This is a genomic window from Shewanella sp. LC6, from assembly GCF_006385735.2.
GTDB classification, from domain to species: Bacteria; Pseudomonadota; Gammaproteobacteria; order Enterobacterales; family Shewanellaceae; genus Shewanella; species Shewanella xiamenensis.
On record NZ_CP043902.1, the window covers coordinates 3,169,555 to 3,192,320 of the forward strand.

At 46.0% G+C, this 22,766-nt stretch carries 15 protein-coding genes; 10 read left to right on the forward strand and 5 right to left on the reverse strand.

Going from position 1 to position 22,766, the window contains the following annotated elements; translation table 11 throughout:
• Positions 1 to 107: 107 nt before the first annotated feature.
• Entirely contained in the window at positions 108 to 1,487 is a 1,380-nt protein-coding gene (gene cysS / locus FJD32_RS14320; protein ID WP_037427925.1) for a cysteine--tRNA ligase, read from the reverse strand.
• Positions 1,488 to 1,627: 140 nt separating this feature from the next.
• On the opposite strand from cysS, the gene FJD32_RS14325 reads away from it, so the two are divergent.
• Both FJD32_RS14325 and FJD32_RS14330 read left to right on the forward strand, forming a co-directional pair.
• Positions 1,628 to 2,119, forward strand: a complete 492-nt coding sequence (locus FJD32_RS14325; RefSeq protein WP_011623251.1) for a peptidylprolyl isomerase — start codon at positions 1,628 to 1,630, stop codon at positions 2,117 to 2,119.
• A 9-nt stretch (positions 2,120 to 2,128) separates the two neighbouring features.
• Positions 2,129 to 2,848, forward strand: a complete 720-nt coding sequence (locus FJD32_RS14330; protein WP_037427923.1) for a UDP-2,3-diacylglucosamine diphosphatase — start codon at positions 2,129 to 2,131, stop codon at positions 2,846 to 2,848.
• A 73-nt stretch (positions 2,849 to 2,921) separates the two neighbouring features.
• Here FJD32_RS14330 and FJD32_RS14335 read toward each other — a convergent pair whose 3' ends face one another.
• Positions 2,922 to 3,704, reverse strand: a complete 783-nt coding sequence (locus FJD32_RS14335; protein WP_037427922.1) for a tRNA isopentenyl-2-thiomethyl-A-37 hydroxylase MiaE — start codon at positions 3,702 to 3,704, stop codon at positions 2,922 to 2,924.
• A gap of 280 nt (positions 3,705 to 3,984) precedes the next feature.
• Between FJD32_RS14335 and FJD32_RS14340 the strand changes: the two genes are divergently transcribed.
• Positions 3,985 to 4,581 (forward strand): Yip1 family protein, encoded by a 597-nt coding sequence (locus FJD32_RS14340; RefSeq protein WP_037427921.1) that lies wholly within the window; start codon positions 3,985 to 3,987, stop codon positions 4,579 to 4,581.
• A gap of 193 nt (positions 4,582 to 4,774) precedes the next feature.
• Here the strand turns inward: FJD32_RS14340 and glnS are convergent, their stop codons facing one another.
• The 3 genes from glnS to FJD32_RS14355 form a co-directional block, all read right to left on the reverse strand.
• The gene (glnS, locus tag FJD32_RS14345) at positions 4,775 to 6,445 is read right to left on the reverse strand and encodes a glutamine--tRNA ligase (RefSeq protein WP_037417167.1); all 1,671 of its coding nucleotides are present in this window, start codon (positions 6,443 to 6,445) and stop codon (positions 4,775 to 4,777) included.
• A 184-nt stretch (positions 6,446 to 6,629) separates the two neighbouring features.
• On the reverse strand, positions 6,630 to 8,924 hold the full coding sequence (gene feoB / locus FJD32_RS14350) for a Fe(2+) transporter permease subunit FeoB (RefSeq protein ID WP_088585764.1): 2,295 nt from the start codon (positions 8,922 to 8,924) through the stop codon (positions 6,630 to 6,632).
• Complete coding sequence (locus tag FJD32_RS14355) at positions 8,917 to 9,156, reverse strand: FeoA family protein (protein ID WP_011623257.1); 240 nt, start codon at positions 9,154 to 9,156, stop codon at positions 8,917 to 8,919. The genes feoB and FJD32_RS14355 overlap by 8 nt, the downstream gene beginning before the upstream one ends.
• A 425-nt stretch (positions 9,157 to 9,581) precedes the next feature.
• On the opposite strand from FJD32_RS14355, the gene FJD32_RS14360 reads away from it, so the two are divergent.
• The 7 genes from FJD32_RS14360 (at position 9,582) to FJD32_RS14390 (ending at position 22,544) form a co-directional block, all read left to right on the forward strand.
• Positions 9,582 to 10,547: a DmsE family decaheme c-type cytochrome gene (locus FJD32_RS14360; protein WP_088585765.1), complete on the forward strand. Its 966-nt coding sequence runs from the start codon at positions 9,582 to 9,584 to the stop codon at positions 10,545 to 10,547.
• Positions 10,548 to 10,560: 13 nt separating this feature from the next.
• Entirely contained in the window at positions 10,561 to 12,699 is a 2,139-nt protein-coding gene (locus FJD32_RS14365; protein ID WP_088585766.1) for an MtrB/PioB family decaheme-associated outer membrane protein, read from the forward strand.
• Positions 12,700 to 12,734: 35 nt separating this feature from the next.
• The gene (locus FJD32_RS14370) at positions 12,735 to 14,654 is read left to right on the forward strand and encodes an OmcA/MtrC family decaheme c-type cytochrome (RefSeq protein WP_088585767.1); all 1,920 of its coding nucleotides are present in this window, start codon (positions 12,735 to 12,737) and stop codon (positions 14,652 to 14,654) included.
• Positions 14,655 to 14,899: 245 nt separating this feature from the next.
• Positions 14,900 to 17,086, forward strand: a complete 2,187-nt coding sequence (locus tag FJD32_RS14375; protein ID WP_037427914.1) for an OmcA/MtrC family decaheme c-type cytochrome — start codon at positions 14,900 to 14,902, stop codon at positions 17,084 to 17,086.
• A 329-nt stretch (positions 17,087 to 17,415) separates the two neighbouring features.
• The gene (locus FJD32_RS14380) at positions 17,416 to 19,368 is read left to right on the forward strand and encodes an OmcA/MtrC family decaheme c-type cytochrome (protein ID WP_037427913.1); all 1,953 of its coding nucleotides are present in this window, start codon (positions 17,416 to 17,418) and stop codon (positions 19,366 to 19,368) included.
• Positions 19,369 to 19,436: 68 nt separating this feature from the next.
• Positions 19,437 to 20,438, forward strand: coding sequence for a decaheme c-type cytochrome MtrA (gene mtrA, locus FJD32_RS14385; protein WP_088585768.1), 1,002 nt, complete (start codon positions 19,437 to 19,439; stop codon positions 20,436 to 20,438).
• Positions 20,439 to 20,450: 12 nt separating this feature from the next.
• On the forward strand, positions 20,451 to 22,544 hold the full coding sequence (locus tag FJD32_RS14390; RefSeq protein ID WP_088585769.1) for an MtrB/PioB family decaheme-associated outer membrane protein: 2,094 nt from the start codon (positions 20,451 to 20,453) through the stop codon (positions 22,542 to 22,544).
• The last annotated feature ends 222 nt before the right edge of the window (positions 22,545 to 22,766 follow it).

Here is a 22,766-nt window from a genome sequence, read left to right on the forward strand (position 1 = left end):
TTTCAGCGAGATCGTCAAGCGATCTGTCTTAACTGATCGGCATTATGCATAATGCAGGTTTTTTATTGGCTGAAGATTTTTTGATTAAAGACAATAGCTAATTAAGCCTATTTCTTACGCCAAGTGGTGCCACTTGGGCCATCCTCTAAGACCACACCAAGCTCATTTAAACGATTACGCGCCACGTCAGCCGCTGGCCAATCTTTTTCACTGCGAGCGCGGTTACGTTCAACGATCAATGCTTCAATCTCTGCAACCTCATCGTCACTGCCCTCACCTTTAAAGAAGGCCTCGGGAGATTGATGCAATAAGCCCAGCACATCAGCAAGTTGTTTCATTGACACGGCTAATGCAGAAGCCTCGGCCATATCAGTGAGTTTCAGACGGTTGATCTCACGCACCATATCAAACAGCACTGAATAGGCTTCTGGGGTGTTAAAGTCATCGTCCATTGCCGCTTTAAACTTAGCCACAAACTCTTCGGCAGGTGCCGGCGCTACAGTCAGGTCAACATCTTTAATCGCAGTGTATAAACGCTCTAACGCCGCACGCGCCTGCTTGAGGTTTTCTTCAGAGTAGTTGATTTGGCTACGATAATGACCCGATAGCAGGAAGTAACGCACGGTTTCAGCGTCGTAATGGCCTAATACATCACGAATGGTGAAGAAGTTACCCAAGGACTTGGACATCTTTTCGCGGTCAACCATCACCATGCCGGTGTGCATCCAGTAATTCACGTATGGCGTATCATGGGCGCAGCAAGACTGAGCAATTTCGTTCTCATGGTGTGGGAATTGTAAATCTGAACCGCCACCGTGAATATCAAAATGCAGACCTAAGTGCTTGCTGTTCATTGCCGAACATTCGATATGCCAGCCTGGACGACCCGGCCCCCATGGTGATTCCCATGTTGGTTCGCCCGGTTTGGACATTTTCCATAGCACGAAATCCATTGGATTTTGCTTGTTATCGTCAACCTCAACCCGTGCGCCCGCCTGTAATTGCTCCAGATTCTGACCTGATAGGCGACCATACTCAGGGAAAGAAGCCACACTGAACAGCACATCGCCATCAGCTGCCACATAGGCATGCCCGCGAGCGAGTAAACGCTCAACCATATCGATGATTTCGGCAATGTGCAGAGTGGCACGTGGTTCGAAATCGGGACGGATCATATTCAGCGCATCGAAATCCTTGTGCATTTCACCAATCAAGCGATCGGTTAATGTATTGCAGTCTTCTTGGTTTTCGTTAGCACGCTTGATGATTTTGTCATCAATATCGGTGATGTTGCGCTGGAAATTCACTTCATAACCCGCGTAACGCAGGTAGCGAACAATCATATCGAAGGAAACAAAAGTACGCCCATGGCCAATATGACAGAGATCGTAAACGGTCACGCCACATACATACATCCCAACTTTTCCGGGATTAATAGGCTTAAATTCCTGTTTTTGGCGGGTAATACTGTTGTAAATCTTCAACATCGGTATTCTCTTCAAAGATAGATTCAAGTGTAAAATCAAGGGGTCAGTCTACCACGCTGACGAGGGTTTTGAATACTGCACTTTGCGCGCAATCCGAGATAAGTTAGAATCGCGCCACTATTTACTGAGAGTATGAAAACATGATCACATTACACACTAATTTTGGCGACATTAAACTGCAACTGAACGCCGAAAAAGCCCCGCTGACCGTGGCAAACTTTATGAAATATGTTGACGAAGGTTTCTTCGACGGCACCATTTTCCACCGTGTAATTGACGGCTTTATGATCCAAGGCGGTGGTTTTACCGCTGAAATGAGCCAAAAACGTTGCCATGAGCCAGTGAAAAACGAAGCCAACAACGGTTTATCAAACCGTACTGGTACTATCGCGATGGCGCGTACTTCGGACCCACACTCAGCGACGGCTCAGTTTTTCATCAACGTCAACGATAACACCTTTCTCGATTTCAAATCTGAAAGCATGCAAGGTTGGGGTTACTGCGTGTTTGGTGAAGTGGTTGAAGGCATGGACATCGTTGAAAAAATCAAAGCTGTCAGCACTGGTAACCGTGGCATGCACCAAGATGTGCCATTAGAAGCGGTTGTGATTGAAAAAGTAAGTGCGGCCTAATTCCCTAGGATGCGAACCTTATTTATTGGCGATCTGCACTTAAGTGCCGATCGCCTCGATATCACCCAAGCCTTTAATCGTTTTCTCGATACCGAACTTGATGATGTAGATGCTCTCTATATTCTGGGGGATCTCTTTGAGGTATGGGTCGGCGACGATTTAGCCTTGCCCTTTGCCATCGAATTAGCGCGCAAGCTCAAGCAAGTCTCCCAAACCTTGCCCATCTACTTTATTCACGGTAATCGTGACTTTATGTTAGGCAAACAATTTGCCGATGCTGCGGGTATGCAAATGTTGCCCGAAGTCAAATGCTTAGATCTCTATGGTGTTAACACGGTTATTTTGCATGGCGACAGCTTGTGTACCTTAGATAAAGCCTACCAACGCTTTCGCAAATTACGCAGTTTTGCCTTTGCCCGTTGGCTTTATAGCTGTTTGCCGAAGAAAAAACGTCAAGCCATTGCCAATAAAATCCGCAGTAACAGCCAAAGCAGTAATCAGCAAAAAAGCTATGTGATTATGGACGTAGAACCCAGTGCGGTGAATGCGTTATTTGCTCAAACCCACAGCAAACAGATGATCCACGGTCATACCCATAGGCCTGCTATCCATGAATTAAACAATGGCTGCAAACGCATTGTAGTCGGTGATTGGTACGAGCAAGGCAGCGTGTTAGTGGTCAGCGCCGACGGTGTGGAGCTAAAAAGCCTGCCCTTCGACGCCAGCTAAGCACCTATAGCGTCTTCACCATTAACACATCTACCGCTAAGGCCTCATACCTGAATATGGTTGAGGCCGCTATTTATCTTTCCCACTGGGCAACTAAGGGTTGACCACTGTGGAAATGAAACTCCTCATCGGGCGCCATAATCAATTCGGCTTCTCTCTCGCCAAAATAAGCAACTCGCTCGCTGATATCCTCAGTCGATACTAACTGTGCCAGCTTAAGATAATCCTCAAAATGACGCGCCTCTGAGCGCAGCAGTGACACATAAAACTTACTTAACTCTGCATCCAAGTAAGGCGCTAATTTGGCAAAGCGCTCACAGGAGCGCGCCTCAATGTATGCACCCACAATCAACTTATCCCGCAGAATATCCTTCTCATGGGTGGTCACGTGGCTCATCATCCCTTTTGCGTAACGCCCAGCACGAATATTACGATATGGGATTTGCCGTGCGTGCATCAGCTCCAGCACTTGCTCAAAATGATGGAATTCTTCTTTTATCAAACGGATCAGTGGTGGGATCAGATCCTGTGCAAAAGCAAAATGTTGATTCGGCTGTAGATTGGCTACCAACTCATTCTTTTTGACATCACGAGCCAAAAACTGCTCGATATTGCGATCCTTATGATAAACAAATTCCTCATAGGGTTTCGCCCATGCCAATAGCGATTGTCCGCTGTCTTTATCCAAGGCATATCGCCTCAATAAGAACATCGCAGTCTGCGCCGCTTTTAGCTCACAATTACAATGGTCAATTAAGAGTTCATCTAACGAGGCAGAGGCTCTTGCTACATCAATCCAAGTTTGCGGCGTCTCACAACGAAGAAACGCATGAACAGGTGCCAGTAATTGCTGCATGGGATCACTCAAAAATCTTAAAGAAAATATCGCCATATTTTACGCGTAATTATCAACAAGCTATAGCTTTAGACACCAGTAAACTTGACTAGCTGAACTTTTTGTTCAATAAATAATCTACACTTTAAGAACTGAGATCCTGATCACGGCACATCTCAATTCAAAGAGTAGGCAATCGGGAGTTAAAGGGATTGTGGAGCATTAACCCTGATTGCAGAGCTGTTATCAGCTCGTCTGACGTTTGGCGAGCCAACATCAATGCTGAACAAGGATAATTATAATGATACTGAATCACTTAATGGGGTTATACACTCATCCAAAGCAAGAGTGGCATGCGATTGAACAAAACCATGAAGCACTCAAAAGCAGCTTAAGTCACGTTCTTCTCATCGCACTCATTCCCGCTGTCTGTAGCTTTATTGCAACAGCTTACATTGGCTGGAATCCAGGAGCTGGTGATCCTATTTATCTCACGCCGCAAAGTGCGATGTTTATGTCCGTAGGTATGTATTTTGGCCTAATTGCAGGCGTCTTTGCCCTCGCCTATTTAGCCTTTTGGATGGCAAAAACCTTCGATGCTCAGCCAACTTTCACCCAAGCATTAGAACTCGCGTCCTACACCGCAACACCGCTGTTTATGGTTGGTTTGGCGGCACTCTACCCAGTACTCTGGTTTATTATGATTGTTGGGCTGATTGGCTTAGCCTACTCGGTTTATCTGCTATATGCAGGTGTGCCCATTATTATGAATATCCCTGAAGAGAAAGGCTTTATTTACGCCAGTTCTATGGTCACAGCAGGTTTAGTGCTCTTGGTTGGATTAATGGCCACCAGTGTTATCCTCTGGAGCATTGGCTTTGGTCCTATGTACCAATAAGGGATTAATCCGCACTCAGGTGCAAACGACTTGAAATACTGATAGTGACAAATTGATAGTGGCAAATAGACGTGTTGAAAACGAAAAGTTGTAAAACAGAAAAGGCCCTTAGCTTGAAAACACTAAGGGCCTTTTTATTCTTTACTGCTGTTGACAGTTAGTCGCGACAGAGATTATCGCGGCCAACAACTTGCTATTCAAACGAGTCCCGCAGTGCAACTGTTAGGTTAAACACTAAATGCTCGGCTGAAGAGTCTTTATTGTCAGCACAGAAATAACCTTCACGCTCAAACTGATAAGCTTTTTCCGCTGGCGCATTCGCAAGGCTTGCTTCAACTAAACCATTAACCACTTCAAGTGAGTTAGGGTTAAGCACTTCATCCACTGTCTCGGCAGCAGCAGGATTTGGATCAGTGAACAAGCGTTGGTATAAACGGAACTCAGCAGGTTTAGCCGTAGTCGCTTCAACCCAATGGATTACGCCTTTCACCTTGCGACCATCGGCAGGGTTTTTACCTAAAGTATCGGCATCGTAGCTACAGTAGACGGTAGTGATATTACCTTCACTGTCTTTGTCACAACGTTCGGCTTTAATCACATAGGCGTTACGCAGGCGCACTTCTTTGCCCATGACTAGACGTTTGTACTGCTTATTGGCTTCTTCTCTGAAGTCAGCCACATCGATATACAGTTCGCGGCCAAAGGCGAGTTCGCGCGTCCCCATGCTTTCATCGCTTGGGTGAGAAGCCGCTTGAATCGTCTCGATTTGACCTTCTGGGTAGTTCTCAATCACCACTTTTAATGGGCGCAGTACGGCCATCGCACGTGGGGCATGTTCGTTTAGCTCTTCACGGATGCAGGCATCGAGCATCGCCGCTTCAATCATGTTTTCTTGCTTAGTGATACCAATACGTTGGCAAAACTCGCGGATAGACGCTGGGGTATAACCACGACGGCGTAGACCTGCAATTGTTGGCATACGGGGATCATCCCAGCCAGTTACTAACTTGCGTGTCACTAAGTCATTTAATTTACGCTTAGACATCAGCGTATATTCAAGATTTAAGCGTGAAAACTCATATTGACGAGTACGATTTGGCGCTTGGAAATCATCTAAATTATCGAGAACCCAGTCATACAGACGACGGTTGTCTTGGAACTCAAGTGTACATAATGAGTGAGTAATGTGCTCGAGCGCATCGGAAATACAGTGAGTAAAATCGTACATTGGATAAATGCACCACTTATCACCCGTTTGGTGATGGTGAGCAAAACGAATACGGTAAATCACCGGATCGCGCATACACATGAAAGGCGATGCCATATCAATCTTAGCGCGCAGCGCACATTCGCCCTCTTTGAATTCACCTAGACGCATTTTTTCAAATAAGCGCAGGTTTTCTTCCACAGGAGTATCGCGATAAGGGCTATTTTTACCAGGCTCTTTTAACGTGCCACGGTATTCACGGGTTTCATCAGCATTGAGAAAACACACATAGGCTAAGCCTTTATTGATTAACTCAACGGCATATTGATGTAATTGGTCGAAATAGTTAGAGGAATAACGCACCTCACCATCCCACTGGAATCCCAACCAACGCACATCCGCCTGAATAGAATTGACATAATCGATGTCTTCTTTTTCAGGGTTGGTATCATCAAATCGTAAGTTACAGAGACCTTGGTAATCGCGGGCGATGCCAAAGTTCAAACAGATGGACTTAGCATGACCTATATGTAAATAACCATTTGGCTCGGGTGGAAAACGCGTCTGCACACTCGTGTGCTTACCGCTTTTCAGATCCTCATCAATGATATTACGAATAAAGTTACTCGGACGTACTTCAGTGTCCACATGACTCATGGAATTCCTCTTTGCGAACAATGGCAATTTTAACAAAACCAGCATGATCCTACAGATCTCGGCCAGTTACAATGCCCAGTATTAAAAACTAAGGGTTATGCCGTGGATAGTAAAACAATAAAAGCAGCCGTGAAAGCTGCTTTTATCTTTGTAACCACTAAGCTGACATTTATTACTCAGGGATTTACTCACTAATAATCCGCACGCCGGGGATAATTTGCTGAGTTCTGCGCCCTTTACGTTTTAGCCATAGATAGAATATGACTAACGCACTGAGGAAGAAACCAATCCATAAACCCGATTGCAATGGGTGCTCGGCAAAGGTTGCTACTTGGTAAGCGATAGTTGCACTGCCATAGGCCAGAGAGAATGTCCATGTCGCTGCAAACGTTGCCCAACGAGTACCAAACTCGTTCACTAAAGCGCCCATCGCCGCAACACAGGGAGTATAGAGTAAAATAAACAACAGGTAAGAGAACGCCGCTACCTTGGTAGTAAACCCAGATTGCAAGGCACTAAAGGTTGACGTTGCAACACCTTGCGCCTCTGCCGCAACATCGGTACTGGATACATCACCCACAGATAACTTAAGCGGGTCTTCCAAATCCAAACCGAACAAGTTTGCAGGAATGGTCGCAAGTGCCTCGTTAAAGCTGTCTGCTAGTGGTGTTAATTCACCGTCCTCAGGCGCCGCATTGGTATATAAGCTATTGAGTGTTCCCACCACCGCTTCTTTAGCAAAAATCCCGGTGATAATACCTACGGTTGCAGGCCAGTTATCTTGTTCAATCCCCATCGGCGCAAAGATTGGAGTCACTTTCTGGCTCGCTACACTTAAGAGTGACGCTTGGCTATCCTCGTGGCCAAAAGTGCCATCAATACCAATCGCATTGATAAAGTTGAGCAGTGTCACCACCAGCACAATGGTTTTACCCGCACCAAGGATAAAACTCTTAGTCCGCTTACCAGTACGCACCATCACAGCTTTAAATTTAGGCAACTCATAGCTTGGTAACTCCATCACTACCGCACTACTAGTGCCTGGTAATAAAGTGCTTCGCAGCAACAATCCGGTACCGATGGCCGCAAAAATCCCGATGATATACAGTAAAAATACCAGGTTTTGGCCAGAGTCTGGAAAAAATGCCGCCGCAAATAGTGCATACACAGGCAACCGGGCACCACAAGACATAAAGGGAGCCATCATTCCCGTGACAATACGCTCACGCTCACTGCCTAAGGTACGCGTTGCCATAATGGCTGGCACAGAGCAACCAAAGCCCACGATCATTGGTACGAAAGCTTTGCCCGGTAAGCCTATGCGACGCATTAATCCGTCAACCACAAACGCGGCACGAGCCATATAGCCCGAACTTTCAAGAACAGATAAACCAAGGAATAATGCCGCAATCACAGGAATAAACGTAGAAACCGTTTGAATACCTTGGCCCACACCACCCGCAAGGATAGTCACCAACCAAGCTGGCGCGCCTATGTTATTGAGCAATGCACCAAAATGATCGACCAGTAATGCCCCTGCAAACACATCGAAGAAATCGATAAACGCACTGCCGATGTTGATGCTGAACATAAACATCAAATACATGACAAATAAGAACACCGGAATCCCAAGTACAGGATGTAAGACTAATTTATCGAGTTTATCGCTCAAGGTTAAGAAGCCATCGGCTTTAACGGAACCTTGGAATACTCGCTCAACAAAATTAAAGCGAGTGGTTGCGACCATCACTTCAATGTCGTGTCCTTGCTGCGAAATTTGCTGAGTACAAGTATTCACCTCATCCTGAAGCTCAGCATTTTTACAGCTACCACAACCAGAACCGTTACCCAACATAGCTAAGGCGCGGCCACGGCTTAAGTTGGGATCTTTACTACAAAGTAGTTGCACGCCTGCTTCAATTTGCTCGTCGTAATCAAGTAACAAAGGCGCTTCAGATACACGACCTTGAAGTAAGTCAAGCACTTGCGCTTGTACTTTAGCAACATCAGCAGGATCGCGAGAACAAACCCCAATCACTGGGCAGCCCAATTCTTGACTCATTTTCTTTAAATCGACACGAATGCCACGCTTGATAGCAGCATCGATTTTGTTCAACACCACCACCATAGGGATCGACAATTCACGGAGTTGTGCCGTCAAATAGAGGTGGCGCTCGATATTGGTCGCATCAACTAAGTTAATGATGCCATCGACACGTTGTTCGGCGAGATACTGTTGAGCAATCTGCTCATCGAGAGAACAATCACAGCTATTACCCGCAGGGAGTAAATCATAGATACCGGGTAAGTCGGTTAAGTAAACGTCAGCACCATTGAGAGTGAAATGGCCGGTTTTTTTCTCAACCGTCACACCGGACCAGTTGCCAACTTGCTGATTCGCGCCTGTAAGCGCGTTAAAGAGTGTTGATTTCCCAGCGTTTGGGTTACCAACGGTGACGCAATGAAACTGCTTAGTCATTCGCCTTTTCCACCTCAATAATGTCTGCCAAGTCTCTGCGCATACAAAGCTTACTACCACGAATATCCAGCTCTAAACCAGAGCCCATTGGCGCTCGGCGAATCAAAGAAAATCGTGTATTTGGGGTAATGCCCATGGACAATAATTTACGCTTCACTGTTTGCGGCAAATCTAATCGCCCGATTTCAGAAATAATGCCACGGTCACCGGGACTGAGTTCGCTTAACTTCATTACCTATTTCACCTTGTAACAGCTTCAGCTTGAAAAACTGTGTTCATTGTATCTGAGCTATGGAGCTAATAACTTTACCTAGATCAAGCTTTTTGACTGGTAACGATAATAGTTTTCAATTGTGTTGAGTATTATGTGACAAAAATCTCAATGAATAAACGCCTGACCGAAAATAAAAATGCCAGCTAGCTGCCACCATTTATTGCAATGGAAAAACATGTTCAATAAGCGTTAAAAAAAGTCATCCCCGTTATAAAATGAGACATTGGTCACACTTATTGTTTATCCCTACAAAATCATTCCTCTTTACAGTCAACCCGCTAAAAAATGTTAAGCACTTGTCACATGCTTGTTCTAATATTAATCAGCTAAATTAGCGATGTCGAAAGCTTGAAAAATAACAAATAAAACGCACTCGGGAATAGATGAACATGGATATTGGTTTAAAGTTCAAAAGCATAACTCAGGTTATGCTTGCTCTGATGTTATCGATACTCAGCCTTTCAACGGTAGCGACACCTTGGGATGACAAGCCACCCGAGCAGGTCGTCGCGACTTTGGACAAAAAGTTTGCCGAAGGTAAGTACTCGGCTAAAGGGGCTGACACTTGCCTGATGTGCCATAAAAAAAGTGCGGTTGTAATGGCCATTTTCGATGGTGTGCACGGTAATCCTAATATTAAAGAATCCCCCATGGCCGACTTACAGTGTGAGGCTTGCCACGGCCCTCTTGGTAATCACAATAAAGGTGGCAAAGAACCGATGATCACCTTTGGCCAAAACTCCCCCGTTCCCGCGCAAAAACAAAACAGTGTTTGTATGAGTTGCCATAACGACGATCAACGCATCGCGTGGAAAGGTAACCACCATGACAATGCCGACATCCCTTGCAGTAGCTGCCACCAAGTACACGTGGCAAAAGATCCTATTAGCGACAAAGCGAACGAAGTAGCGATTTGTACCCAATGCCATACTCAACAAAAAGCGGATATGCACAAACGCTCATCCCATCCACTACAGTGGCAACAAATGGTCTGTAGCGATTGCCACAATCCCCATGGCAGTTTAAATGATGCCAGTCTGAAACAAATGAGCGTCAACGAAAACTGTTACAGCTGCCACGCCGAAAAACGCGGTCCTAAATTGTGGGAACATGCGCCAGTCACCGACAATTGTGCGAACTGCCATAACCCCCACGGCAGCGTGAATGAGTCAATGCTCATCAGTAAACCGCCACAATTATGCCAACAATGCCACGCCTCCGATGGCCACAGCAGTAATGCTTACTTTGGTAATCAAACCAATGCCTTCACCTCGGGTAATTCCTGTATGAATTGCCATGGACAAGTGCATGGTTCAAACCATCCATCCGGCAAGTTGCTCCAGAGATAACAAGGGAATGATCATGCAAATAATGAACATATCGACTCCTAAAGCTTGTTTCTCACTCACATTACTGGCTTGGGCGATTAGTGGTGTACTCAACACAGCCCATGCTGAAGGATATGAAATCCAAAAAGCGAATCGCAGTGGCGTAAAAAGTGAGGCATGGAGCTGCAAGCAATGCCAGCCCAAAACAGGGCGCCAAGTCAACGTCAGCGCCACGCTCGCCTACAATGACGGCGAAGATAGCCGTTTTGGTAATCGCACTGGCACGGATAAAGATGGCTTGGTCGGTGCCGTGGGCGCCGATATGCAATACCAAGCTGAGAGTGGTTACCAAACCCGGCTAGAGGCCGATAAATTGGGATTTGATACGGGTTCTGCCAAGCTCACCACAGGCCAACCCGGACACTATCAAATCCAATTGGGTTATAAAGGTCTCGCCAACTATCAATACAATCAGCTAAAGAGCCCTTATCTTACCGATAACGATAAGATGCTCTTGCCTGATAATTGGGTAGCGGGAGCAACGACCCACTCCATGCCGTTACTGCAATCGAGTTTAATCGAGCAGGACTTAAGCATTACGCGGGATAGATTTAACCTCGGCGGTTACTACGCAGGCCATATCTCATCGAGCAGCCGCTACAAAGCCTCGGTGAACTACCAGCATGAAAACCGCAGCGGCACGAAAAAGACCAGCGCAAATATTCTCACTAACAGTGTGATGTTGGCGCAGCCAATTGATGACAGCACTGATGAAGTCGATGCCAGAGTTTATTTTGGCGGCACAGGCTGGCAAGCGGGCATAAACAGCCAGATAAGCCAATATAAGAATGACCATCAGGCACTGCTATGGCAATCGGCCTATACGCCCACATTTGGTGCGGCCTACTTTGGCCAAAATGCCGTCGACCCAGATAACAAGGCCTATCGGATCGCCGCCGAGGCCAGTGGTGGTCAAAATGGTCATAACATCCTTATGCACGTGGGCATCAGTAACATGTCACAGGATGAGGCTTTTCTACCAGCAACCATTAATGGCCCCTCCCCTGTACTGCCAACCGATAATCTGGATGCCCAAGTGGACATCCTAGATATGGTGCTTAAGTATTCAGGCCGCATCACACAGGATTTGAGTGTTCAAGCCAGTTATAACTATCAAGACAGGGAAAACAAGACGGCTCAGTTAGATTTCCCACAGGTCGTGACCGACAGCTTTTATCAAGGCACAGCTACAAATCGTCTCTACGATAAACGCAGTAAACAATTTGATCTCAAAGGCAAATACCGCCTATCGCCGTCGGCCTATGCTGAAGCGGGATATAGCCGAGATGAAATCATTTATTCGGAGCTTGATAGGCAGTCCATCGATGAATCGGGTCTCTTTGCCAAACTCAGCTACCGCTATTCGCCAGCTTGGTCAGCTTGGTTAAAGGGCGAAGTATTAGATCGTAATGGCAGTGAATACGATGCTGTAACAAGCACACAAAGTCCGAGTAATCCTTGGCTACGTAAGTCTTATCTTGCTGATCGCAAACGTCAAAAAGTCACCTTGCACACAGATTACCAAACCGATATAGGGTTCTCTGTGGGTGCGAGTTTACACAGTATTGATGATGACTATAACCATACATCAGTCGGGCTCACCCAAGTGTCTTACCTTGGCTACGATGTAACTGCGCAGTATCTAATTAGCGACAATCTAAGTCTTAACGCCTATCTCAACCAAGACTGGCGCGATTCAGATCAGGCCGGAAGCAATCGTTTCTCAACACCTGATTGGTACAGCACCGCTGAAGAGAAATCGACCCTGATTGGCGCGGGTATCGCCTATCAAAACCTGCTGGATAATCGTTTAGATCTGGGATTGGACTACAGCTACTCCGATGGTCAAAGCGATACTGAAATCACCTATGGCATCACTAGCCCCTACGGTGACTACTACAGTCGCAAGCACAATATTAACGCCTACGCCAAATATAAGCTGGCCGACAGTATGTCATTACGCTTCGATTGGTTGTTCGAGAAATATCAAGATGCAAACTGGCAAAACCAAAACATCACTTGGGACACGGTCCCCAATGTGCTCAGTTTTGGCGACATCAGCCACGATTACAATGCTCATTACTTAGGTTTGACCTTAAGCTACCAAATGTAACTTAGGCACTGACAGCGTATTCCAAGGATAGAAATATGAACAAGTTTGCCAAATTAACCACACAATATAGTTTGATGCTGCTCCTCGCCACACTTGTCTCCGCTTGTGGGGGCAATGATGGTAATGATGGCTCACCCGGTGAGCCGGGGAAACCACCCGCAATAACGATCACTAGCCTAAACATCATGGTCGATAAAGTTACCGTGACCGACGGCATTGCCCAAGTCGATTATCAGGTGAGCAATCAAGACGATGAAGCCGTGGTTGGTATTCCTTCAGCCACCTTTATTGCGGCGCAATTACTACCTCAGGGCGCCACAGGTGCTGGTAATAGCAGTGAGTGGCAACATTTCACCTCTGAAACGTGCGCCGCTTCTTGCCCAGGCACGATTGTTGACCATAAAAACGGCCATTACAGCTATCGTTTTAGCGCCACATTTAACGGCATGAATGGGGTGACATTCGTTAACGACGCCACCCAACGAGTAGTCATCAAACTGGGCGGTGATGCATTAGCCGATGGCACAGCGCTCCCTATAACTAATCAGCACTATGATTGGCAAACCTCGGGGAATACCTTAGCTTATACCCGTAACTTAATTACCATTGAAACCTGTAATAGCTGCCACAACAATTTAGCGTTCCATGGTGGACGTTATAACCAAGTTGAAACCTGCGTAACCTGCCATAACAGTAAGAAGGTCAGCAATCCCGCGGATATTTTCCCGCAAATGATACACAGCAAACATTTAACGGGATTCCCTCAATCCATCAGTAATTGCCAGACTTGCCACGTTGATAATCCAGATTTAGCCGAGCGTCAAAATTGGCATAGGGTACCCACCATGGAAGCCTGTGGTGCCTGCCATACCCAAATTAATTTCCCTGCGGGCCAAGGCCATCCAGCACAAGCGGATAATAGCAATTGCGTTGCTTGCCATAATGCCGATTGGACCGCAAGCGTACACGGCAATGAAGATCAAATAGCCGCGTTAGCTCAATTTAGTCCAAGCATCAGTAGTGCAAGCATGGATGCCAATGGCACAGTGACTGTTGCGGTGACCCTGATCAACCCCAGCACAGGCACTGTTTACCTAGATAGCGCAGATAAACTCAAATTTATCAGCGACCTAAGGGTTTATGCTAACTGGGGAACCAGTTTCGATTACAGTACCCGCTCTGCGCGCTCAATTCGTCTCCCTGACTCCACGCCAGTTTCTGGCAGCAATGGCACCTACGTTTACACTATTTCAGGTCTCACCGTTCCCGCTGGTACTGAGGCCGACCATGGAGGCTTAGCGATTCAGGGCCGGGTATGCGCCAAAGACAAAGTCTTAGTGGATTGCAGCACCGAACAGGCAGAAGTGCTGGTGATCAAATCAAGTCATAGTTACTTCAATATGTCTGCATTAACCAGCACTGGCCGCCGCGAAATCATTAGCAATGCCAACTGTGCTAGCTGCCACGGCGATCAACAACTGAATATTCATGGTGCGCGCAACGATTTAGCAGGCCAATGCCAACTTTGCCACAACCCGAATATGCAGGCCGATGCTACAGCGGCAAATCCCTCCATTACCTCCTTTGACTTTAAACAGTTAATTCATGGGATCCATACCAGCCAATTTACTGGTTTTGCAGATCTCAACTACCCAGGAAAAATCGGTAATTGTGCTCAATGCCATATCAAAGATGCAGCAGGCGTTTCAACGGTTGCCCTGCCCTTAAATACAGCGGTTCAACCGCTTGCGCTTAACAATGGCACCTTTACCAGCCCAATTGCCGCCGTATGCACTAACTGTCACTCAAGTGATGCGACCCACAATCATATGAAGCAACAAGGGGCCGTGTTTGCAGGCTCCAAAGCTGATGCAACCGCAGGCACTGAAACCTGTGCATTCTGCCATGGACAAGGGGCCGCCGCCGATGTACTCAAAGTCCACCCAATTAATTAACCCTATGATGCAGGCCAAAAGGCCTGCAACTGCAGATATAAAAGGAACTCATACTATGCAGTCTTCTACCTCTAAAGAAATAGTCAGATCTCAATCACATAACCCGCTTAAAGTGACTGATAAATACCAATGACTTAGTTAGCCTTACAGGTGGGATCTAATCCCACACATTAAATGCCAATAATGAGATTTATTCTTATTTGATAAGTGTTTAATGATGATTAAAACTATTGCAGGGAAATATCATGATGAAACGGTTCAATTTCAATACCGCAACAAAAGCGATGTTGGGTGCCGGTTTACTTTCACTTCTTCTCACTGGCTGCGGTGGCAGTGACGGTAAAGATGGTGAAGACGGTAAACCAGGCGTTGTTGGTGTCAATATCAACTCCACCTCAACCTTAAAAGCAAAATTCACAAATGCCACTGTTGATGCAGGCAAAGTCACCGTTGATTTTACGTTGGAAAATGCTAATGGCGTTGCCGTATTAGGCTTAACTAAAGATCACGATTTACGGTTTGGTATTGCGCAATTAACTCCAGTTAAAGAAAAAGTGGGTGAAACTGAAGCTAACCGTGGTTATCAATGGCAAGCTTATATTAATGCCAAAAAAGAGCCAGGTACTATTCCATCCGGCGTTGATAACCTCAAGCCATCAGCCCAATACCAAGCAAACGTTGAAGCAGCAAGTAAATGTGATACTTGCTTAGTTGACCATGGTGATGGTAGCTATAGCTACACCTACCAAGCCAACATTGCCAATGTAACTCAGCCATTAACCGTCACTTACAGCGCTGACGCGACTCAACGCGCGACGATGGAGCTTGAATTACCACAACTCACAGCCAACGCCCATTTCGACTGGCAACCTTCTACTGGTAAGACGGAAGGTATTCAAACCCGTAACGTGGTTTCTATTCAAGCTTGTTATACCTGTCACCAACCTGAAAGCTTAGAGCTTCATGGTGGTCGTCGTATCGATATTGAAAACTGTGCCTCTTGCCATACTGCGACCTCTGGCGATCCAGAATCAGGCAATAGCATTGAATTTACTTACATGATCCACGCTATCCACAAAGGTGGTGAGCGTCATACCTTCGATGAGACAGGCGCAGAAGTACCTGCTCCTTATAAGATTGTCGGTTACGGTGGTAAAGTGATCGACTACGGCAAAGTAGGCTTCCCATTAAAACCTGCTGCTGATTGTTCAGCTTGTCACGTTGAAGGTGCCGGTGCACCTGCCAATGCAGACCTATTCAAAGCAGACTTAAGCAATCAAGCTTGTATTGGTTGCCATACTGAAAAACCATCTGCTCACCATAGCAGCACTGACTGTACCTCTTGCCACAATGCGACAGAGCCTTATGGCGGTACTGGCAGCGCAGCCAAACGTCATGGCGATGTACTGAAAGCCTATTCTGACACCAAAGCGATGGGTATTAAGTTCAGCAATGTGGGTGTAAATGCAACAGGAAAAATCACTTTCGATGTACAAGTGATTGATAAAGATGGCAATGCAATCGATAAAGCCTATGTAAACCAAACCTCACGCGTTGTTGTGGCTTGGGATTCTGACAAAGATTACCCAAGCTCAGCAGCAGCTTCTTATAGCAACCGTCGTATCGCCCTGAACGAAGGTACCTATAATGAAGCGACCAAAACCTATTCACTAACAGGTACTAAGTTCAGCTTACCAGCGGATGCTAACGGTAAAACATTTGAACTCTGGTCTACATTAGAGGTTTGCTTCAACAATGGCGGCTATGGCGTTGCTGATGTTGTGATGACAGACTGTACTGTACCTAACGTCCGTAAAGTACCAGTTAAAGAAGCACCATATCACTTCGTTTGGAAAGATGGTGGTGTGGATAGCACTGCAAAAGCTAAAGCACGTCGTGAAATCATCGACCCAACTAAGTGTCAAGGCTGTCACAATCAGGAAATCCACCACTATGACAACGGTGTAAACTGCCAAACTTGTCATACATCGGACAAAACCCTGAAAAATGATGCGGCCTATCCAGGCGGTAAGATACCAACCAGCTTTGCTTGGAAAGCGCACGAGCGTGAAGGACATTATCTGAAATATGCAGGCGTACAATCTGGTACTGTATTAAAAACCGATTGTGCAACATGTCATACTGCAGATAAATCAAACGTTGTAACGGGTATTGCTTTAGGCAGATCACCAGAACGTGTATGGCGCTACGGTGATATCACAAATAATGGTGCTGATATTTGGGTATCTTCCGATGCTGGTGCATGCTTAAGTTGTCACCAGAAATATCTGTCTGACGCTGCCAAATCGCACATCGAGACTAATGGCGGTATCTTAAATGGCTCAAGTGCAGCAGATGTTCAAACTCGTGCCTCTGAAAGCTGTGCGACTTGCCATACTCCATCACAATTGATGGAAGCTCACGGTAACTAAGCCGACGTAATTCTCTCAATAGAGAGTAAGAACAAAAAGAGAGAGGTATCCCCTCTCTCTTTTTTATTTTAGCTTCACAATCCGCCGTTTTTTTGATCTAAATTTGTTTTTCCCCTGTGGTTTAACTACCTCTTTAGAAATAGAAAGATCCAAGTCACACATTAGCAAAGGCTTAGAAGATTTTAGAGGCATGTTAGGTTAGCCTTTCCTTGGGGAATTCTATTTCCAGCATCCACTTAGGTTGCCTTCAAGACCAAAGCACAGACAAAGAATCTGTCGGGTGAAGAAGACAAGCACTTAAGTAATGCCAAACCTATGCAGGGAAAAAAATGATGAACGCAAAAAAATCAAAATTCGCACTGCTGCTTGCAGCAAGTGCCGTCACTATGGCCTTAACAGGCTGTGGTGGTAGCGATGGTAACGATGGTAAACCCGGTGAACCTGGTGGAGAGCCAGCTCCCGCTATTCAAAAGCTCAATTTTACATTCAACAAATCTGTTGTGACTAACGGTGTACCTAGTGTTGAATTCACTGTCACCAACGAAGACGATTTACCGGTCGTGGGTCTGCAAAAAATGCGTTTTGCAGCAGCTCAATTACTTCCTCAAGGCGCTACAGGTGCCGGTAATGCCTCTCAGTGGCAATACTTTGGTGATGAAACCTGTGATCTCGCTTCAACTTGCCCAGGTACTTTTGTTGACAAGAAGAACGGCCACTACAGCTATACCTTCAAGATGAACTTAACTGCCAATGCTAAGATCACCTACAACGACCAGTTGGCTCAACGTGTGCTAATCCGCGCTTACAATACGCCACTACCAGATGGCACCTTAGTGCCTAACAGCAACGCTTTTGTAGATTTCACCGCTGACACAGGTGCCGAGCCTGGTTATAGCCGTAAAATCGTTGCCACTGAAAGCTGTAATACTTGTCACCAAGACTTAGCACAGGTTAAACATGGTGGTGCGTATTCAGATGTTAACTACTGCGCAACGTGCCACACCGCAGGCAAAGTGGGCGTAGGTAAAGAGTTTAATGCTCTAGTTCACGCCAAGCATAAAGACCTGACCTTAGGCTCATTAGAAAGCTGCCAAAGCTGTCACACTGAAAATGAAGCAACACCTGATTGGGGCAACTGGTCACGTATTCCAACTGCCGCAACCTGTGGAAGCTGTCATAGCACTGTGGATTTTGCTGCGGGTAAAGGCCACTCTCAACAACTCGATAACTCTAACTGTATCGCCTGCCATAACAGCACTTGGACAGCCGAGTTACATACAGCTAAAACCGCTGACAAAAAAGCCGTTATCGCTCAATTAGGTATGTCTGCAACATTAGCTGCTCAAGCAGACAATACTGCGGTATTAACCGTGTCTATCTTAGATAAAAACGGCAATGCCATTGATGCGGCGAGTGTACAAAATAAGATTAAACGTTTAGAAACTATCACTAACGTTGGACCTAACTTCCCCATCATGGGCTATAACAAGAGCCCAGGTAGCGGTACAGCTAAAGTGGCCAAAGATCTAGTCAAAGATGGTGCATTACAAGCTGATGTTACCATCGCTGATGGTAAACTGGTGTTCACTACTCCTGCACTGCCATTTGGTGCGGGCGATACTGATACCGCCTTTACCTTTATTGGCTTAGAAATGTGTAACACTGGTACCACATTAACGGCTTGTACTGCTAATAGCACAACCACCAGTATGAAAGCCGAGTTAGCCTTTGGTACTAAATCTGGTAAAGCGCCTAGTACACGTCATGTTAACTCAGTGAACTTCAGCACTTGCCAAGGCTGTCACAGTGACACCTTTGAAATCCACAAAGGTCACCATGCAGGCTTTGTGATGTCTGAACAAGTTTCACATGCCAAAGACGCAAACGGTAAGCCTATCGTGGGTGTTGATGCTTGTGTTGCCTGTCACACACCAGATGGTACCTATGCAAACGGTGCTAACAAAGGTGGTTTCGAAATGAAACTACACGTGGTTCACGGTGAGCAAGGCGTGATCAAAGAATGTACTCAGTGCCACAACGACTTCAACTTAGATGCATTTAAAGTGAAAGGTGCACTGGCTACTTCTGCAGGTAAATACACCACCCCAATCACAGCAACTTGTACTTCATGCCACGCGCCAGAATCTATCGGCCACGGTTTAGAAAATATGGGTGCGATTGTGAATGGCGATTATACTCAAGCCAACCAAGCGGCACAGTCAGAAACCTGTTTCTACTGCCATACCCCAACAGTTGCAGATCACACTCAAGTGAAAATGTAATTTGCCCAAGCAGGGGGAGCTAGCTCCCCCTTTCTTGAATTTTGTTGGGACAAATTGGGAAGCCTATTATGAAGAACAGTCACAAAATGAAAAATCTACTGCCGGCATTTGTCATCACAATGGCAATGTCAGCAGTTATGTCTTTATGCATCACACCAAACGCTTACGCGTCGAAGTGGGATGAAAAAATGACCCCTGAGCAAGTCGAAGCGACCTTGGATAAGAAGTTTGCCGAAGGCAACTACTCCCCTAAAGGTGCAGACTCTTGCATCATGTGCCATAAAAAATCTGAAAAAGTGATGGACCTTTTCAAAGGTGTCCACGGCGCGATTGATTCGTCAAAAAGCCCCATGGCTGGCCTGCAATGTGAGGCGTGCCACGGCCCAATGGGTCAGCACAACAAAGGCGGCAACGAGCCGATGATCACTTTTGGTAAGCAATCAACCTTAAGTGCCGATAAGCAAAACAGCGTATGTATGAGCTGTCACCAAGATGATAAACGTATGTCTTGGAATGGCGGTCACCATGACAACGCCGATGTTGCTTGTGCTTCTTGTCACCAAGTACACGTAGCTAAAGATCCTGTGTTATCTAAAAACACTGAGATGGAAGTCTGTACTAGCTGCCACACTAAGCAAAAAGCGGATATGAATAAACGCTCAAGTCATCCACTCAAATGGGCCCAAATGACCTGTAGCGACTGCCACAATCCCCATGGGAGCATGACAGATTCCGATCTTAACAAGCCTAGTGTTAATGATACCTGTTATTCCTGTCATGCCGAGAAACGCGGCCCAAAACTTTGGGAGCATGCACCCGTCACTGAGAATTGTGTCACTTGCCACAATCCTCACGGTAGTGTGAATGATGCCATGCTGAAAACCCGCGCGCCGCAGCTGTGTCAGCAATGTCATGCTAGCGATGGCCACGCCAGCAATCCTTACTTAGGTAACACTGGTTTAGGTTCTAATGTCGGTGACAATGCCTTTACGGGTGGAAGAAGCTGCTTAAATTGCCATAGTCAGGTCCATGGTTCTAACCATCCATCTGGCAAGCTATTACAGCGCTAAGGAGACGAGAAAATGAAATTTAAACTCAATTTGATCACTCTAGCGTTATTAGCCAACACTGGCTTTGCCGTAGCCGCTGATGGTTATGGTCTTGCTAATGCCAATACTGATAAAGTGAAATTATCCGCATGGAGCTGCAAAGGTTGCGTGGTTGAAACAGGCACATCTGGCACTGTGGGTGTCGGTGTCGGTTATAACAGCGAAGAGGATATTCGCTCAGCCAATGCCTTTGGGACATCCAATGAAGTCGCGGGCAAATTTGATGCCGATTTAAGCTTTAAAGGTGAAAAAGGTTACCGTGCCAGTGTTGAAGCTTATCAACTCGGTATGGATGGCGGTCGTTTAGATGTGAATGCAGGCAAACAAGGCCAGTACAACGTCAATGTAAACTATCGCCAAATTGCGACCTACGACAGCAATAGCGCCCTATCGCCCTACGCGGGTATTGGTGGCAATAACCTGACGTTACCCGATAACTGGGTAACTGCTGGTTCAAGCAGCCAAATGCCATTGTTGATGGATAGCCTCAATGCCCTTGAATTATCACTTAAACGTGAACGCACGGGATTGGGATTTGAATATCAAGGCGAATCCCTGTGGAGCACCTATGTTAACTACATGCGTGAAGAAAAAACTGGCTTAAAACAAGCCTCTGGTAGCTTCTTCAACCAATCGATGATGTTAGCAGAGCCAGTGGATTACACTACTGACACCATTGAAGCGGGTGTCAAACTCAAGGGTGATCGTTGGTTCACAGCGCTCAGTTACAGTGGGTCTATATTCAAAAACGAATACAACCAATTGGACTTTGATAGTGCATTCAATCCTACCTTTGGTGCCCAAACCCAAGGTACGTTGGCGCTTGATCCCGATAATCAGGCACACACAGTGTCATTGATGGGACAGTACAACGATGGCAGTAACGCCCTATCGGGTCGTATTCTTACTGGACAAATGAGCCAAGATCAGGCGTTAGTAACGGATAACTATCGTTATTCCAGCCAGCTAACAAGTGATGCGGTTGATGCAAAAGTCGATCTATTGGGCATGAACCTTAAAGTCGTTAGCAAAGTCAGTAAAGATCTTCGCTTGACAGGTAGTTACGATTATTACGACCGTGACAATAATACCCAAGTTGAAGAATGGACCCAGATCAGCATCAACAATGTCAACGGTAAGGTGGCTTATAACACGCCTTATGATAATCGTACGCAACGCTTTAAAGTCGCGGCAGATTATCGTATTACCCGCGATATTAAACTTGATGGTGGTTATGACTTCAAACGTGACCAACGTGATTATCAAGACCGTGAAACCACGGATGAAAATACCGTTTGGGCTCGTTTACGCGTCAATAGCTTCGATATGTGGGACATGTGGGTAAAAGGCAGTTACGGAAAACGTGACGGCTCACAATACCAAGCGTCTGAATGGACTTCTTCTGAAACCAACAACCTGTTACGTAAGTACAATCTGGCTGACCGTGACAGAACTCAAGTCGAAGCGCGCATCACCCATTCGCCGCTTGAAAGCCTGACCATCGATGTTGGTGCCCGTTACGCGTTGGATGATTATACCGATACTGTGATTGGCTTAACTGAGTCAAAAGACACCAGTTATGATGCCAATATCAGCTATATGATCACCGCAGACTTACTGGCAACCGCCTTCTACAACTACCAGATCATTGAGTCTGAACAGGCGGGTAGCAGTAATTACAGCACCCCGACGTGGACTGGCTTTATTGAAGATAAAGTGGATGTGGTCGGTGCAGGTATTAGCTACAACAACCTGCTGGAGAACAAGTTACGCCTAGGATTGGATTACACCTATTCCAACTCCGACAGTAACACTCAAGTCAGACAAGGTATCACTGGCGACTATGGCGATTATTTTGCCAAAGCACATAACATTAACTTATATGCTCAATATCAAGCCACCGAAAAACTCGCGCTGCGCTTCGATTACAAAGTTGAGAACTATAAGGACAATGACGCCGCAAATGATATCGCCGTTGATGGCATTTGGAACGTCGTAGGTTTTGGTACTAATAACCATGACTACACCGCACAAATGCTAATGCTGAGCATGAGCTACAAGCTCTAATCTGCGTTTATTGATGGTCAAAAGCCCGCTCTGCGGGCTTTTTTATGAGAGCGTGTTGAAGTTTCGAGAGTAAATATTATTCGTTCCGGCAAGCTCGTGCTCGCGAAACTATACGAAAACTCACCGCACTTTTGTTACAACATCTCGCTATTCCAACCCACAAAATCTTGAATAAGATCAGAATCTGGGGCAAAACTCGCACTCAAAATAAGGTATTCCTTG

What these genes read in the sequence shown, in the direction of transcription:
- cysS (WP_037427925.1), bottom strand. Translation starts at nt 1,487, where the DNA reads ATGTTGAAGATTTACAACAGTATTACCCGCCAAAAACAGGAATTTAAG.
- FJD32_RS14325 (WP_011623251.1), top strand. Translation starts at nt 1,628, where the DNA reads ATGATCACATTACACACTAATTTTGGCGACATTAAACTGCAACTGAAC.
- FJD32_RS14330 (WP_037427923.1), top strand. Translation starts at nt 2,129, where the DNA reads ATGCGAACCTTATTTATTGGCGATCTGCACTTAAGTGCCGATCGCCTC.
- FJD32_RS14335 (WP_037427922.1), bottom strand. Translation starts at nt 3,704, where the DNA reads ATGCAGCAATTACTGGCACCTGTTCATGCGTTTCTTCGTTGTGAGACG.
- FJD32_RS14340 (WP_037427921.1), top strand. Translation starts at nt 3,985, where the DNA reads ATGATACTGAATCACTTAATGGGGTTATACACTCATCCAAAGCAAGAG.
- glnS (WP_037417167.1), bottom strand. Translation starts at nt 6,445, where the DNA reads ATGAGTCATGTGGACACTGAAGTACGTCCGAGTAACTTTATTCGTAAT.
- feoB (WP_088585764.1), bottom strand. Translation starts at nt 8,924, where the DNA reads ATGACTAAGCAGTTTCATTGCGTCACCGTTGGTAACCCAAACGCTGGG.
- FJD32_RS14355 (WP_011623257.1), bottom strand. Translation starts at nt 9,156, where the DNA reads ATGAAGTTAAGCGAACTCAGTCCCGGTGACCGTGGCATTATTTCTGAA.
- FJD32_RS14360 (WP_088585765.1), top strand. Translation starts at nt 9,582, where the DNA reads ATGAACATGGATATTGGTTTAAAGTTCAAAAGCATAACTCAGGTTATG.
- FJD32_RS14365 (WP_088585766.1), top strand. Translation starts at nt 10,561, where the DNA reads ATGCAAATAATGAACATATCGACTCCTAAAGCTTGTTTCTCACTCACA.
- FJD32_RS14370 (WP_088585767.1), top strand. Translation starts at nt 12,735, where the DNA reads ATGAACAAGTTTGCCAAATTAACCACACAATATAGTTTGATGCTGCTC.
- FJD32_RS14375 (WP_037427914.1), top strand. Translation starts at nt 14,900, where the DNA reads ATGATGAAACGGTTCAATTTCAATACCGCAACAAAAGCGATGTTGGGT.
- FJD32_RS14380 (WP_037427913.1), top strand. Translation starts at nt 17,416, where the DNA reads ATGATGAACGCAAAAAAATCAAAATTCGCACTGCTGCTTGCAGCAAGT.
- mtrA (WP_088585768.1), top strand. Translation starts at nt 19,437, where the DNA reads ATGAAGAACAGTCACAAAATGAAAAATCTACTGCCGGCATTTGTCATC.
- FJD32_RS14390 (WP_088585769.1), top strand. Translation starts at nt 20,451, where the DNA reads ATGAAATTTAAACTCAATTTGATCACTCTAGCGTTATTAGCCAACACT.